The organism is Shewanella sp. ISTPL2 (assembly GCF_013283205.1).
In the GTDB taxonomy this organism is placed as follows: Bacteria; Pseudomonadota; Gammaproteobacteria; order Enterobacterales; family Shewanellaceae; genus Shewanella; species Shewanella oncorhynchi.
In genome coordinates this window covers 3,813,937-3,828,243 of the sequence record NZ_JAAPAV010000001.1, presented here as the reverse complement: position 1 = coordinate 3,828,243, position 14,307 = coordinate 3,813,937, and the positions used below count along the sequence as shown (strand labels likewise).

General features: G+C 43.2%; 14 protein-coding genes. 7 read left to right on the top strand and 7 right to left on the bottom strand.

Translation table 11 applies throughout. From position 1 onward, the window contains the following. Positions 1–262: 262 nt before the first annotated feature. The 4 genes from HUB64_RS16820 to HUB64_RS16805 all read right to left on the bottom strand — a co-directional run bounded on the left by HUB64_RS16820 (position 263) and on the right by HUB64_RS16805 (position 3,237). Entirely contained in the window at positions 263–436 is a 174-nt protein-coding gene (locus HUB64_RS16820; RefSeq protein WP_006082106.1) for a hypothetical protein, read from the bottom strand. A gap of 726 nt (positions 437–1,162) precedes the next feature. Next, positions 1,163–1,885 carry a ChrR family anti-sigma-E factor gene (locus HUB64_RS16815; protein ID WP_105252198.1) on the bottom strand — a complete coding sequence of 241 codons (723 nt, stop codon included), beginning with the start codon at positions 1,883–1,885 and terminating at the stop codon, positions 1,163–1,165. Next, positions 1,878–2,540: a sigma-70 family RNA polymerase sigma factor gene (locus tag HUB64_RS16810; RefSeq protein WP_173497451.1), complete on the bottom strand. Its 663-nt coding sequence runs from the start codon at positions 2,538–2,540 to the stop codon at positions 1,878–1,880. The genes HUB64_RS16815 and HUB64_RS16810 overlap by 8 nt, the downstream gene beginning before the upstream one ends. A 145-nt stretch (positions 2,541–2,685) precedes the next feature. Beyond that, positions 2,686–3,237, bottom strand: a complete 552-nt coding sequence (locus tag HUB64_RS16805; protein ID WP_028759610.1) for an LON peptidase substrate-binding domain-containing protein — start codon at positions 3,235–3,237, stop codon at positions 2,686–2,688. Between the two features lie 101 nt (positions 3,238–3,338). Between HUB64_RS16805 and HUB64_RS16800 the strand changes: the two genes are divergently transcribed. Together HUB64_RS16800 and HUB64_RS16795 are read left to right on the top strand one after the other, a co-directional pair. Continuing rightward, positions 3,339–3,953 (top strand): class I SAM-dependent methyltransferase, encoded by a 615-nt coding sequence (locus HUB64_RS16800; protein WP_028759611.1) that lies wholly within the window; start codon positions 3,339–3,341, stop codon positions 3,951–3,953. 232 nt (positions 3,954–4,185) lie between these two features. Beyond that, on the top strand, positions 4,186–5,130 hold the full coding sequence (locus HUB64_RS16795) for a chemotaxis protein CheV (RefSeq protein WP_173497450.1): 945 nt from the start codon (positions 4,186–4,188) through the stop codon (positions 5,128–5,130). Positions 5,131–5,327: 197 nt separating this feature from the next. Here HUB64_RS16795 and HUB64_RS16790 read toward each other — a convergent pair whose 3' ends face one another. Together HUB64_RS16790 and HUB64_RS16785 are read right to left on the bottom strand one after the other, a co-directional pair. Continuing rightward, a complete protein-coding gene (locus HUB64_RS16790; RefSeq protein WP_173497449.1) occupies positions 5,328–5,969 on the bottom strand; it encodes a hypothetical protein in 642 nt (213 codons plus the stop codon). A gap of 51 nt (positions 5,970–6,020) precedes the next feature. Then, positions 6,021–6,380 (bottom strand): DUF2750 domain-containing protein, encoded by a 360-nt coding sequence (locus HUB64_RS16785; RefSeq protein ID WP_028759614.1) that lies wholly within the window; start codon positions 6,378–6,380, stop codon positions 6,021–6,023. A gap of 419 nt (positions 6,381–6,799) precedes the next feature. Between HUB64_RS16785 and HUB64_RS16780 the strand changes: the two genes are divergently transcribed. Both HUB64_RS16780 and HUB64_RS16775 read left to right on the top strand, forming a co-directional pair. Further along, positions 6,800–8,104 carry a lytic murein transglycosylase gene (locus tag HUB64_RS16780; RefSeq protein ID WP_173497448.1) on the top strand — a complete coding sequence of 435 codons (1,305 nt, stop codon included), beginning with the start codon at positions 6,800–6,802 and terminating at the stop codon, positions 8,102–8,104. 147 nt (positions 8,105–8,251) lie between these two features. Continuing rightward, entirely contained in the window at positions 8,252–8,740 is a 489-nt protein-coding gene (locus HUB64_RS16775; protein WP_105252202.1) for a peptidylprolyl isomerase, read from the top strand. A 193-nt stretch (positions 8,741–8,933) separates the two neighbouring features. Here HUB64_RS16775 and HUB64_RS16770 read toward each other — a convergent pair whose 3' ends face one another. Continuing rightward, positions 8,934–10,877, bottom strand: coding sequence for a M1 family metallopeptidase (locus tag HUB64_RS16770; RefSeq protein ID WP_173497447.1), 1,944 nt, complete (start codon positions 10,875–10,877; stop codon positions 8,934–8,936). A 253-nt stretch (positions 10,878–11,130) separates the two neighbouring features. On the opposite strand from HUB64_RS16770, the gene HUB64_RS16765 reads away from it, so the two are divergent. The 3 genes from HUB64_RS16765 to ushA all read left to right on the top strand — a co-directional run bounded on the left by HUB64_RS16765 (position 11,131) and on the right by ushA (position 14,205). After that, positions 11,131–11,358 (top strand): DUF3389 family protein, encoded by a 228-nt coding sequence (locus HUB64_RS16765; RefSeq protein ID WP_173497932.1) that lies wholly within the window; start codon positions 11,131–11,133, stop codon positions 11,356–11,358. 92 nt (positions 11,359–11,450) lie between these two features. Then, the gene (locus tag HUB64_RS16760) at positions 11,451–12,122 is read left to right on the top strand and encodes an alpha/beta hydrolase (protein ID WP_173497446.1); all 672 of its coding nucleotides are present in this window, start codon (positions 11,451–11,453) and stop codon (positions 12,120–12,122) included. A gap of 364 nt (positions 12,123–12,486) precedes the next feature. Continuing rightward, a complete protein-coding gene (gene ushA / locus HUB64_RS16755) occupies positions 12,487–14,205 on the top strand; it encodes a bifunctional UDP-sugar hydrolase/5'-nucleotidase UshA (protein ID WP_028759619.1) in 1,719 nt (572 codons plus the stop codon). The last annotated feature ends 102 nt before the right edge of the window (positions 14,206–14,307 follow it).

Below are 14,307 nucleotides of genomic sequence, written 5' to 3'. Positions count from 1 at the left end.
AGCGGATGCTGCAATGGAAAGAGGTGATCTAACGCTGGATTTGACTCATTTGGTTCGGCAGGTATCTGTGTGAGAGAGATACAGCCTGAACCAAATGTGCTCGTCATAATGACGTAAAAAAGGATAGCGTGTTCGTGACATTCGGCTATCAGTCTACTTAAGTGCTCGGTACTGCGAAGATAATGGAAACCGATTAAATACACTTGAGTAAACGGGTACTGCGGTATTAATTTTTAACTTATCGTTTTACTTACTTTTTGACTTATTTGTTCGCGGACAATAACCATTTCATAAAGCTGATGGCTTCTGTACGTTTAGAAAAAGTCTGTCTGTTTTTACCTTGACGATCGGTAAAAGCAATTGAGGTTTTATTTACTGAGATTGAATCTACAGGGAAGTTCACTGTAATTTCATGTCCATTAATTTTGTATGACATATGCCACACTCCTTTTTGTTAATTCACCCATAGGTGAGATAGTTGTAACTATAAAATATCCTTAGCAATTGTGCGAAAGATTCGTTCTATTGAGTATCGAGGTTACCCCATCTTTGATTCATTAATCAAGAGATGCTTAATCGATAAATATTTCATGTTGTCGATTACGTCAATGGAATAACTCGATTCAACCAGTTGACCATAGCTTAATGACAATACTATGACAACAAGGAGAACGGTAAGTTCACAGACATAACCACATGATTTTAGTGATATCGAATGATTGAGCTTATGGGGTTTTGCTTGTAGTAGGCTTTCTTTATGAGGACCGAACTCTGATTGCTAAATATCAGGCTGGGTTAAAAAGGTAAACAACAAGGTGTATCTCAAAACGACGTGCAGTATATCAATAAAAATAGCTTATGCAAGTTTAATTTTTATTCGATGTCATTATTTATTTGCTAATGTTGAATTAAAGTGTATTTTTCGTGGCTATTTACTTGATTTAAAGGGGAATAGTCAGGTCTGTTTATGGGTTGGTTTTTATTTTTGTGGTAATTGACTAAGGCTAATATTGCCGTTTTATAGGCAAATGTTATAAAAAATCCCACTAAAATAGGTCATTTTAATGGGATTAATCATAGTCATTTATGTAATGGAATTATTAAACTGAATTTATAAATGAATCTATGCGTTTGCTGTTGTTTAAAAACTCAGTCAAAAGGTTTAATAAATCAGTTCACCTATGGGATTGAGTAGCTTACTCAGACCTTTGGTAAAATGCAGCGGTGCATCTAATACTGTGTAGCATAAGCAACCGTTAATGGTTTTCGGTGAGTGATGGTGTTGGCCGTCGAGCACGATAAAATCACCTGGCACATAGTCACCATTTAGATCGGAAAACTCTCCGGCTAGTAATAGTGTTAGTTCATAACCTTTATGGGTATGTTGGGGGATTTCACCTTGGGCATCTATATGCAATAGGCTAGCGCGGGTGTTCGTTTCATCGACATCAAAACGCATGCGACTGACTTTGCCTAATATTTGCCATGGACGGGCCAAATGCTGACGAAACACCGAGGGCACAGTGTAATGCTGTTGCTTTATGTCGACATCGATAGGGGCGTTATTAGGCACATTTGTCGCTGCCGGTTGAGCCATGATTTGCGCCATCATAGCGTCAATGTCCAATGCCGATTCTTGATTGTCGCCAGAGTGTTGCACCTCAACATACTCTCTGTGCATCAACTCTTCGCCCGTATCATTTGCAGCATGACCGCCATCAGGATTTAATGCTAAATTTGCAGCTTGTTCTGTGAATAGGGCAAGCTGCTCTCGACAAGTCTCACATAGGTCGCAGTGTGCGGATATTGCTATCGCCATTGATAAAGGTAAGTTCCCATTGGCATGGCTGACGAGTAATTCTTGTTGGGGATGATGCTTAATCATTGTGTGTCTCCAAGAAGCTTTTCAACTTTTCTAGCCCTAATCTTAAACGGGACTTTATGGTCCCTATCGGTACCTTTAGGGTATCGGCTAGCTCTTGTTGAGTGAGTTCTTGCATGTAAATGCCTTGCACAACTTGTCTTTGTGCTATGGGAAGGGCATCAAGATGTTGGAGTAATTTAGCCGTCAACTTGTGATCAGTGAGTGTGTCCTTAGCCATGGTCGCATCACACAGCGGCCAAATATCATCACCGAAAGTATCTTCTCTATTGTGTTGTACCCGTCTAAGCATATCGAAACATTGATTACGCATAATGGTAAACACCCAAGTTGTCACTGACCCTTTTTCTGCATTATATAGATGAGCCTTAGTCCAAACGCTGGTCATGGTTTCTTGTACTAAATCCATCGCCAACCCTTGTTGATTCAGTCTTTGTAAACCAAATGCTCGGATCTTGGGCATGAAATGCTGGAATAAGTGACCAAAGGCGGCTCTGTCTCGGTTGTCTGCTACTTGTAGCATAAACGTGATTAAAGCATCCGCTTGAGGCTCGCAGGTTTGGGAAGCTGGAATTTCGTTATCCATAGCCGAATTAGTCAGAGACGTGATTGGGACATGATACCGAGTTTGCCTGCTTTGTGATTGAATATTTTCCATTATTTTCGCTCTTATCGCAGTCGTGAGTGCTGAGTGTGATATCAGTAACGACAAAATTGAGAAGTGTGTTGCACTTCTGAGCCCATTTTTGCTGTCAAACTTTCAATCAATACGAAGTGGCTTAAATAAAGGATCATTCACAGTATTATTTAATGACGGCCCGCAATAGATCTCGGGTCATAATATGATCTAAGGCATTAATGCAGGTGTACTTTTCGGATGCTTGTACGGGTAATATTTCTAGCCAGCGCTGGCAGACCCAAGCGATATCATCGAACTGTTCTGTTTGGTAGTGCTTGAGATGTTGCGGATATTCCTTAAGAATGTTTTGTAACATTTGACTCAAGTAACGTTCATCGGTCGCAATACGTACAGCAGGCCAATTGTCGATTAAACTGACGTCTCCGCGCTTTAAACCATCAGCTTCGACACTGATTTTATCAAGTTTAAAGCGTTTTGAACCTTGAATACTGATCCCTAATAGTCCGTCTGGTAAGGTTTCAAAATCAATAATATGCACTAAGGTGCCTATGGGCTGAATGGTTTTACCATCCTCTTCAAGCATACATAAGCCAAAGCCTTGGCCTGACTTTAATGATTCGGCGACCAAGCGCTTATATCTAGGTTCAAATACCCGCAGTTGCGTGTAACCTTCGGGCAATAAACAAATGGGTAATGGAAAAAGAGGTAATTTCATCGTGGCCTCTGGTGAACTTATGTTCCTATCATTACGTACCATAATGGCAGTTCGATCAGTAAAATTATTCAACAGTAGTTTACCCATAGTGAGAGGATGGCATGAAATTAAATCCATTTGAGAAAAAGATCGTTCAGCATCCATTACGTTTTTGGCTACAAAATCATCTCGAAGCGCCCTTATTGACCTCTATGATGCCAAAACCTATGGCTTTGTGCGAACGCGCATTAGAAATAGGTTGTGGGTTTGGTAACGGCATTCAGTTGATCCGCGAACATTTTGGCGCGGGACATATCACGGCCGTGGATATCGACCCTGACATGGTTGCCTCCGCACAATCCCGCTGGCAATCTCGGCCGCAAGGGTTAAAAGGGCTGAGTTTCTCGGTTGCTGATGCAACATGTTTACCCTTTGGCGATGGCGAGTTTGATATGGTGTTTGATTTTGCCGTATTCCATCATATTCCAGAGTGGCAAGCGGCCATTAAGGAAGTTGCAAGGGTGCTGAAACCGAACGGATACTTTGTGATAGAGGATTTATATCGTGCCGCAATTTGTAATCCATTGAGCCGGCGCTTATTTGAGCATCCACAGCAGAATCGCTTTAATCATAGTGATTTGTTAACGGTATTGCGCCAGCTGGGATTTAAGATTGTCCGCGATAGAAATGCCTTTAATCTTGCGGGTATGGTGCTCGCCCAGAAAATATTGCGTTAACACTAAGACCAAATATTAGCAATGTCGCGTATTATCTGAAAATATAAGCTTAGGGATGCAGATATCTGAGATGCGCTAAACGAAGTTTATGGCCGAACTTTGCGAGAGTGGTTGTAATTTTTAGATAAAATAGACTCTCGGCATGGTTCTTCATGGGAGTTTACCGCTATAATTTGAGCTAATCCGTCGCATGTGGGGAAAGGATTTTCCTCAAGAGTAGAGAAGCAGCATTATGGCAAACGTACTTGCAACCGTAGATCAGCGTACCAAACTCGTTGGTGAGAACCGACTTGAGTTGTTGCTCTTTAGCATTAATTCCACGCAGTTATTTGCCATTAACGTCTTTAAAGTCAAAGAAGTCGTCAAGCTTCCTCCCTTGAATGCGATGCCGGGTAGTCATCCGCATATTTCTGGTGTTGCTAATATTCGTGGGATTTCCATCCCCGTGATTGATTTACGTTCGGCCATAGGGTTTAAGCCCGTGCCGCCTAACGAAGATGCCAATATGATCATCACAGAATATAACCGTAGTGTGCAGGGTTTCTTAGTCGGTAAGGTTGAACACATTATCAACATGACTTGGAGCGATATTATGCCGCCGCCTAAAACGGCTGGGCGTAATAATTATCTAACGGCAATTACTCGCATAGAGCATCAAGGTCAGTCGCAGTTAGTGTCTATTATCGACGTAGAAAAAGTCTTGGCGGAGATCATTCACTACGATATCCGTTTATCTGAAGGTGTACTCGACGAAACCTTAGTCCATGAAATGCCAGGCAGAAAAATCCTGATTGTGGATGATTCATCGACCGCCAGACGTCAAGTGCGTGAAACGTTAGGCCAACTGGGTATCGAAATTATTGAGGCATCTGATGGCTTACAAGCGCTGACGTTATTGCAGAAATGGCGTGATGAAGGTAAACAAGTTGCCAAAGAATTATTGATGATGATTACCGATGCTGAAATGCCCGAAATGGACGGTTATAAGCTCACTTCTGAAGTGCGCAGTGATAAAGCTATGTCGGATTTATTCATTACCTTAAATACTTCGTTGAGTGGCAGTTTTAACCATGCCATGGTTGAAAAAGTGGGCTGTGATAAGTTTATTTCTAAGTTCCAACCGGATTTGCTGGTGCAAGTGGTGCAAGAAAGATTAAGACAAGTGATCAATCACTGATCGCATTTTGAGATTCGAACTATCGGTGATTGACCTTGAGTCGATCATCGATAGGTTCGGCGCTTTGAATGAACGCTTTAATAACAGTTTTTAATACGGTCTTGAATCACATTCTTTTAACTGCTACCTTTTCAACTGCTTTTCTGCAAACATCTGCCAACCCACTACCTATAACCCACTACTTATAACTCGCTAGATTATAACGCTAATTCGGCTGCTACATCGTGTAATACTTGGCGCTTCATTTCTTTGGCGGCGGCGATATGGATACGGGCGAGCCTTAAGGCATAGTTGAATCTTGCTCGGCCGACGAGGCTTACCAGTTCGGCAAAAAACTGTGGATCTAAAGTGAATTGCGTCGAATAGTATTGGATAGCGGCATTGACTGAATTAAAAGTCACGCCATCGAATTCAAAACCTGCGTTATAACCTTGGTCGTCAATTTCTTCGCCTTCTAATACCAGTGGCCAACCGGGCGCATTGATACGGTCGCGGGCAATTTGGTACATCATCCAAGCACTTTTTTTAAAACCTTCAAACACTTTGCAGGAGAATTCGGACTCAGCAAGCTCTTCTTCGGTCCAATTAATCCCTATGGCGAGGTGTTTCGCATAAATACGCATCAGAGCATCTTTGACGGCCATACGACAATCCCAAATGGAGCTAAGAGTATGTTGTTTGGCTAATCGCAAACATTCGCTGCAGGCGGGCACAGCTAACGAAGCATGTGGTGTATGTGTGTGTGCGATATATTCGAAGTGTTGATGGCTCGGTTCGCCACAAAACCAGCAAGTATGGCGTTTGTCGAAGGGAATATCGATAAGCGGAATAGCAGACATCAAGGAATGAGCACCTCAGTCCTTGATGTCATCAATGGCATACTGAAGCGATTAAACTTCTTCAACATCAACCAAATCTTTTGCTAAAACAATCGGATCAAGTTCAAGACAATCTTCATCGGTTTGCCAATCAACACCGATCAATACACCATCGTCGTTTAGATCTGAGACCCAATATTCTAGAAATTCTTCTAATGAAATAGAAACGGGTTGATAGTCGTGCCATTCGTCGCTGCAATGGGATTTTGCAGTAGCTTCATTTGACCATAATGGCATCACATCTGTGTCTTCAAATTCTGAAGAATCACAAACGACCCAGCCTTCGCCAGTTTCATCCATTAGACCCCAAAGCGTCTGATGTTGTTTTACATTTTTGATAAAGCCAGCCAAAGCCGCATTGATTTCAGTCATGATAGGTCTCTTTGATGTGTGCTGTTAACTTATCCATTATACGGTAACGTGCTGCGATACCAAGGGATTCTTTGTTAAGATTTTTTTTGTGTTGGATAACTGAGCAATAAACCTATGCCGCAAGGTATTTATGGCGATAAGGATTGTGTTACGTGTCACTATGGGTCAGGATTATTGGTAATGAGTCGCCTTGGTACAGGCTGTTTTACTGACTAAATGTGGCTCAGATAGGGGCTTTACGTAGCGGAGAAACGTGTCTTCTATGCTTTTGGCCGTTAAAGGTGTTTTGGATTCTAACCTTTCACTCGTTATGCCAAGGCGAATATCTCTCTAGGGCAATTCCCTCTTGAAGACGGAATATTGTCGTGTTTAGCCACAACAGTGTGATTGTTGTGAGATCAAATATTGGAGTTGTTGATTTGATTAAAATTAAAGGGTTAACTTATCTGTTTGCGAGTATTGCCGCCTGTGTCAGTCTGAGTGCCTGTTCAAGTGCGCCAACGGCGAGTGCCAGTGCTAATGCAACCAGCTCTAACGCAAGTGGCATAGCTGCTGAAATCAATCAAATGCCCGATATCAGTGCTAGCGTACAATCTAATGCTGAGGCGTTTCCAATGTGCTTGACTGGACTGCAAGCGCGAGCACGTGCAGAAGGTCTGTCTGAGGCGACGATAAACTCTACCATTGCGAACTTGAAATTTGTCCCTCGAGTGATTGAGCTGGACCAACAGCAACCCGAATTCAGCCAGACATTTGATAATTATTTCAGTAAGCGCGCGACCGAATGGCGCGTCAATGAAGGCCGCCGTTTACTGCAAAAGCACAGTGTCTTACTTAATCAATTAGCGCAAAAATACGGTGTTCCGCCGCAATATATCTTGTCTTTTTGGGGACTGGAAACGAACTACGGTTCCTATAAAGGCAAAATGTCGGTATTGAATTCGCTGGCGACTTTGGCTTGTGAGCCACGCCGTAGCAATTATTTCACCATAGAGCTGATGCAAGCCTTAAAATTGAAAGAAAAGTATCAGTTCGATGATGACACTATGGTGGGATCATGGGCAGGTGCTATGGGACATACGCAATTTATGCCTTCTGCGTATGCCAAATATGCGGTCGATGGCGATGGCGATGGTAAGGCCGATTTATGGAATAGCACCACAGATGCGCTCACTTCTGCCGCGAATTTTTTGCAGCACTTAGGTTGGCAGCGTAATCAGCGTTGGGGGCGTGAAGTCTTGTTGCCAAAGGATTTTAGTTACAGTCATTTAGGTGCGAAACAGCCCTTGTCGTTATCGGAATGGGCTGCGCTCAATGTAACACAGTCGAATGGGCAACCTTTGCCTGCCGTCGATATTCAAGCTGCGTTGTATTTGCCTGCGGGACACACAGGCCCAGCCTTTTTAGGTTATGAGAATTTTAATGTGATCATGCGTTGGAATCGCTCCGAATTTTATGCCATTACGGTTGGGCACTTAGCCGATCGTATTAATGGTGGACAACCCTTGACGGTCAGTCCGCATGAGCAACCACGCTTAAGCCGCGAGCAAGTAAAGCAACTGCAAACAAAACTGAACGAGGCTGGATTTGATGTTGGTAAGCCTGATGGCGTGTTGGGACGTAACTCTATGGCAGGGTTGCAAGCCTTTCAACGTAGCAAACAGATGATTGCCGATGGCTTCCCAAGCCCAGAGGTGTTTACCGCTTTAGGATTATCACTTTAGTTACAGTAGCTACTGTAGCTACTGTAGCCAAAGAGCGCTCGCTGCGGGTTTTGAGTGCTTTGAGGCCGGATAAAAAAGTGGAGTGAAAAGCGCAGTTTTGTTAAGCTCGGCCCACAATTGAAATCGAAGAAAATCAAAGGATATTCGATGAGCATTAAAGACGATATGGTTGTGCAGTTTAACTACACACTGCGCGACGAGAAAGGTGAAGTGATCGAGACGAACGAAGGTCGCGATCCGATTGCCTATTTACACGGTCATGACAACATGATGCCAGGTGTAGAAAACGCGATAAACGGTAAAGCTATAGGTGAAAAGTTCACTGTGACTTTGCCTGCCGCTGAAACCTACGGTGAGCGTGTAGCGGATGCTGACGCACACCAACGTGTGTCAGTTAAGCATTTACTGGGTGCGACTGTGTGGAAACCAGGCATGACAGCAGTGGTTAATACCGACCAAGGTCAGCGCCAAGTGACTATCGTTAAAATGGGTAAGTTTATGGCGACTGTGGATGTAAACCATCCATTAGCCGGCCGCGAACTGACATTTGATATTGAAGTCGTAGGTGCCCGTGATGCGAGTGATGAAGAAATCGCCCACGGTCATGCCCATGGTGCAGGTGGTCATCACCACTAATCTTTAGGTTTCGGGCTCGGCTTCGAACTTGGCTTTATCTGACTCAATGTGAGTGGAGTATAAGTTCAGTATGGGTTGAATGAATCGAGGCTAAAGATTAAATAGCAAAAGCCCAAACCTAGGTTTGGGCTTTTTGTTTTTACGGTGCTAATGGCTTAATGATTGTCGCAACCGCTAATGGCTCCTTATCTCGCTAATGGCTATGTTCATGCTCGAGTGGTTTGTCGGCAAACATCATATCTAGGCTTGCTTGGGTTTGGGGATGGTAGCCGCTGCGAGCCCTGAGATAGACGCTTTTGGCCCAGTCGTATTTATCAGAGCTTGCTAGCTTTTGATATAAAGGCACGATTAAGCGCATACGGCCAATATGGGTTAAGTGTTGTTTTAATGCGGGTAGTACTGCGTAATAGCCATTGTCTAGGGCCAGTGAATACCATGCAAAAGCGATTTCACTATTGCCAGTGCCCGTAAAATGGAACGCCTTATCTAGCTCGGCAAGTTTGGTTTGGTCTAGATTGATCCTTGGCATTTCATTGATGAATCTTAACCACTGGTGGACTGTCCAAGTGCTGGTTTTCAACTCGCTTGCACTGAGTTTACCCTCGAGCCAAGTTTGTCTTTGAGCATCAATATCATCGAAGGCATGGGAATTGGGCGGCACAAGAAATGACGGTAAATCTTGACCTTTAATCCAAGTATCCACTTCACCTTCACTGACAAGATGGGGATATTTGTTTAATAGATTCAAAGATAAATATTCACGGAATTGCGCCGTAGTAATACTCTGAAATGCAAAATGATTGAAGTAGCTTTTCACAAAAGTGTCGAAGCGTTCACGGCCAAATTTTTGCTCTAAAAATATTAAGAACAACTGGCCTTTTATATAAGGGACACCGCTGAAGGCTTCGTCGGGCGAACGTTTACCGAGATCGAGATGTAGCACTGAATCGGCAGGAGTAAGTTCTGCAAGCTCTGCAAGCAATTCAGAGTAGCCGATGGTTTGCTCCATCAGTGCTCGGTCTCGGCCATAGAGGTCTTCCATGATGCGATTCTCAACATAGGTCGTAAAACCTTCATTAAGCCAGAGATCGCGCCAAGTGGCATTCGTCACTAAATTACCCGACCACGAGTGCGCAAGTTCGTGGGCGATGAGGCTCACTAAGCTTTTATCACCCGCGATCACTGTGGGTGTAATAAAAGACAAACGCGGGTTTTCCATGCCGCCAAAGGGGAAACTTGGTGGCAAGATAAGCAAGTCATAACGTCCCCAAGGGTAATCGCCATAACGTTTAGCCGCGATTTTGATCATTTCTGGCGTGTCGGCAAATTCTTTGCTCGCTTTGTCGAGGATCTCTGGCTCAGCCCAAATGCCCGAGATGTTATCTAAGGGAGCAAACTTTAAATGTCCGGCCGCAATGGCAATCAAATAAGCTGGAATAGCCTGCGGCATAGTGAATTGGGTCTGCGTGCTCGACAGGGTTTTGCGATCGGCACTCATGACCACAGTAATGGCTTTATCGGCCGTAATCGTTGCGCTATAGGTTTGGCGAACGGCTGGCGTATCTTGCAGTGGGATCCAACTGCGGGCGTGAATAGCCTGACTTTGACTGAACATAAAAGGCAACTGTTTACCTTGGGTTTGCTCAGGAGTTAACCATTGAATACCAGACGGATTATTCGATGTGTGATAATTGATTTTGACCTTTTGACTATTTTCATCAGCAAGTTTGATGGTTAGCGCGGCGCCTTTTACAGCGTCCGCTTTGGCTAACGTGAAGGGCACGCTTTGCCATTTCCCCGCTGTATTTAAAGCACTTACGCTGTTAATCGTCAGATCTCGAGTATCTAAGATGAGTTCTTTCCCCGCCTTATGCCAAGCTAAATCGAGGGTGGCTTCACCGGATAAGCGGTTTTGCTTAAAATCAACTACAAGGGCTAGTTCCAAATGACTCACGCTGACTTCAGTGTAATTGGCGTAGGTCAGTGCATCTTGGTTCTGCTGCGTATCAGCTTGTACAACAGTGGCAGTAGGCTCAGTGGTTAAGGTATTTGGAGTGCTATTGGCATAAGCGCAGGGAATTAGTTGGAGGGCAAAGACTAGGGTGCTGCAAAGGACGGTTCGACGAAGTGAAAGCATTATTTATAGTAGCCTAATGATGAAGTATGTTAGTTCGAGTTTGGGGCGATAAGACCATCAATTCAGCTTGGTTTTCTGTTAACCCACTCTATTAGCGCAAAAGTTTACCTGATAATTCACTGGATTTGTTATCTCACTGTTAGCTCAAATGTAATCAAACTTTAATGGCTTGAATGCTGGTCAGGAAATGCCATCGGTAAAAGAGCACAAGTTTGCTATGATGACGGCGTTTTCACATAGGGCGGTTATCATAATGGTGTTAGATTTTTCGCAGGGTAAGTTAATCGTTACTGAGTTCGAGGTTCAAGTGCGCCTCAACGTTGCCAGTATCGTACTGCAAGCGAGTGCTGAGGATATCGGCTTGAGACGTCAGCCTCCTATGCTGATCGCCGATGGTGGCGGTGTACGTTGGAGCTTAGTATTGGACTCAAATGCTCAGTTATGTGCGATTCAAGATGTGCTGGGCATGGATGCTGAATAACCTGTGCCCGAGTGGTGATGAGTGTTTAACGTATAGATTTATCATCATTTTTTAGTTGATGAGTGTTTAATATCGAATTGGGAATTTTTAGTATGTCAGTTTCTCTTGAGCGTATTGTTGTTGAACCTAAGACTCCTGCTACGGCTGTGGTTATTTGGTTACACGGATTAGGGGATTCGGGGGCCGGATTTGCTCCCGTAGTGCCTGCATTAGGCTTACCTGCAGATCATGCTATTCGATTTATTTTTCCCCATGCACCAGAGCAAGCAGTGACCATTAATGGTGGCTACGTTATGCGCGCTTGGTACGATATTAAAAGCATGGATTTGCATGACAGAGCCGATATGCAAGGCGTGCTTGAGTCGGAAAAAATGGTTGCCGCATTAATTAATGAACAAATCGCGGCGGGTATTGCGAGCCAACGTATCGTATTAGCGGGATTCAGTCAGGGTGGAGTAATTAGTTTATTCTCTGGACTGCGTTTCCCTGAGCCACTTGCAGGGATTATGGCGTTGTCTTGCTATTTGCCGACGGGCGATGTGTTACCCGCTGAATTAAGTGCGGCGAATCGCAATACACCCATATTACAGCAACACGGTCTACAGGATGATGTTGTACCATTATCCGCTGGAATGTTAGCAAAAGAAGCCTTAACGGCGGGCGGCTATCATGTTACGTGGCAAACTTATCCAATGCCTCATTCTGTCATTCCTGAACAATTGAAAGCGATTTCTAAATGGTTATTACAGCGATTTGAAATGTAGATAAGTCTAATTGCTGATAAAAACAGCATGCGGTAAGTTGAGATTTACCCATGCTTGTTTTTTTAAAGGAACAATCGCGATGTTTTTTCATATTTCCTAAGTTATTTATAACAAACGATTAAAATCCATTTATTCCATTTTTATTTTGTATTCTCTAAATATATAAAAATCAGTCATTCAGCTTATTTTTTTATATGAAACAAATCCTTCTTAAAATGCCCGCCAAATTTCATATAAATGTCAAGTTTTTAATAAAAATGACACAATTTATCTTTATTATTTGCTATTATCCGTGACGCTGAACTTGATGGAGTTCACGGCAATCTTTCTATGATAAAATAATTAAAATCAAGGGGTTGATGTAATGAGACATATGCTTATTAAAGGATTAGTTGCAACTGCTGTTCTCGCTGCACTTGCGGGTTGTAATAATAGTGATGACGATAAAGTTCCAACAACGTGTGCTGAAGCGGGAAGTGCTTGTAAAACGTTTACCGTTTTACATACCAATGACAACCATGGCCGTTTCTGGGAAAACAGTGATGGTGAATACGGTTTAGCCGCTCAGAAAACTCTGGTTGATCAAATTCGTGCAGAAGTGAGTAAGAATGGCAGTCAAACCTTATTATTATCTGGTGGTGATATTAATACGGGTGTACCAGAATCTGATCTTCAAGATGCCATACCAGACTTTACGGGCATGAATAAAATTGGTTACGACGCCATGGCTGTTGGTAACCATGAGTTTGACAATCCGTTATCAGTACTTGATATGCAGCGTCGCCTTGCTGAATTCCCTATGTTAGCGGCGAACATTTACCGTAAAAATGCCGATGGTACTCTTGGTGAGCGTTACTTTGATGCCTATAAAGTATTTGACGTTAATGGTCTTAAAGTTGCTGTTATTGGTTTAACGACAGAAGACACTGCTAAGATTGGTAACCCAGAATACATTAGCGATCTAACATTCACCGATCCCAAGGTGGAAGTTGCTAAAGTGATTAAAGAAATTAAAGATGCCAAAGCGGCAGATATCATTTTCGCTACCACGCACATGGGTCATTACGCGGATGGTAAAAATGGTAGTAATGCCCCTGGCGATGTAGCTATGGCTCGCGCATTGAAAGAAGGGGATTTACAAGTTGTTATCGGTGGTCATTCACAGAATCCAGTGTGTATGGAACCGGGAACTGACAACAAAGCTTACGCAGCCTTTAAGCCTGGTGATGCATGTGCACCTGATAAACAAAATGGCACTTGGATCATGCAAGCCCATGAATGGGGTAAATATGTTGGCCGTGCAGATTTTGAATACTTTAACGGTGAACTCCATCTAGCGAGCTACAAGCTTGTCCCTGTGAATATGCGCAAACTGGATGATGCTGGTAAGAAAACTGCTGACTTAGCAGGCACTAAAATTGAACCGGATTCAGAGTTAAAAGAGCTGCTTTCTTACTATCAAGAGAAAGGTCAAGCTAAGTTAGACGAAGTCATTGCGACAACGGATGCCCTGTTAGATGGTGAGCGTGCAAACGTGCGTAATAAGCAAACTAACTTAGGCCGTATGTTAGCGATGGCACAAAGTGCTAAAGTGACTGCTGATTTTGGTGTAATGAACTCCGGCGGTGTACGTGCATCTATCCAACCAGGCAACATTAGTTACCGTGACGTGCTGACTGTTCAGCCATTTGGTAATATGGTTACCCTTAACGAAATGACGGGTACTGAAGTTGCGGTTTATTTAGGCGCAGTCGGCAGTCTTCAAGTTGGTTCTGGTGGTTATGCACAAATCACTGGTGTGAAAATGACCATTGACTGTGTGGCTAAAACAGCCAACATCAGCGACATTGGCGGCAAGGATTTTAGCCCAACAGCCACTTATAAGTTCACTGTACCTAGCTTTAATGCTGCGGGTGGTGACGGTTATCCTAAACTAACCAGCCCAATTCAAACGGGTTTTGTTGATGCTGATTTACTCTATTCTTTCTTGAAAGAGAAACAAGTGATTAAAGCTGCTGACTACAATCCTGTAGGCGATATTGTTTATGAGAACTCAAAAAGTGTTGAAGGTTGCCAACTTTAAGTAATCAATCATTACTCAGTGTTTCAATATTAATGCCACTCAAATGAGTGGCATTTTTTATGGTTAATTAATATTGAACTAAGTGTAAATTAATATTCAGCG

Excerpts from the sequence above, each read along its gene's own strand:
- HUB64_RS16795 (WP_173497450.1), top strand. The coding sequence starts at position 4,186 with ATGGCAAACGTACTTGCAACCGTAGATCAGCGTACCAAACTCGTTGGT.
- HUB64_RS16820 (WP_006082106.1), bottom strand. The coding sequence starts at position 436 with ATGTCATACAAAATTAATGGACATGAAATTACAGTGAACTTCCCTGTA.
- HUB64_RS16815 (WP_105252198.1), bottom strand. The coding sequence starts at position 1,885 with ATGATTAAGCATCATCCCCAACAAGAATTACTCGTCAGCCATGCCAAT.
- HUB64_RS16785 (WP_028759614.1), bottom strand. The coding sequence starts at position 6,380 with ATGACTGAAATCAATGCGGCTTTGGCTGGCTTTATCAAAAATGTAAAA.
- HUB64_RS16810 (WP_173497451.1), bottom strand. The coding sequence starts at position 2,540 with ATGGAAAATATTCAATCACAAAGCAGGCAAACTCGGTATCATGTCCCA.
- HUB64_RS16800 (WP_028759611.1), top strand. The coding sequence starts at position 3,339 with ATGAAATTAAATCCATTTGAGAAAAAGATCGTTCAGCATCCATTACGT.
- HUB64_RS16790 (WP_173497449.1), bottom strand. The coding sequence starts at position 5,969 with ATGTCTGCTATTCCGCTTATCGATATTCCCTTCGACAAACGCCATACT.
- HUB64_RS16805 (WP_028759610.1), bottom strand. The coding sequence starts at position 3,237 with ATGAAATTACCTCTTTTTCCATTACCCATTTGTTTATTGCCCGAAGGT.
- HUB64_RS16770 (WP_173497447.1), bottom strand. The coding sequence starts at position 10,877 with ATGCTTTCACTTCGTCGAACCGTCCTTTGCAGCACCCTAGTCTTTGCC.
- ushA (WP_028759619.1), top strand. The coding sequence starts at position 12,487 with ATGAGACATATGCTTATTAAAGGATTAGTTGCAACTGCTGTTCTCGCT.
- HUB64_RS16775 (WP_105252202.1), top strand. The coding sequence starts at position 8,252 with ATGAGCATTAAAGACGATATGGTTGTGCAGTTTAACTACACACTGCGC.
- HUB64_RS16765 (WP_173497932.1), top strand. The coding sequence starts at position 11,131 with ATGGTGTTAGATTTTTCGCAGGGTAAGTTAATCGTTACTGAGTTCGAG.
- HUB64_RS16760 (WP_173497446.1), top strand. The coding sequence starts at position 11,451 with ATGTCAGTTTCTCTTGAGCGTATTGTTGTTGAACCTAAGACTCCTGCT.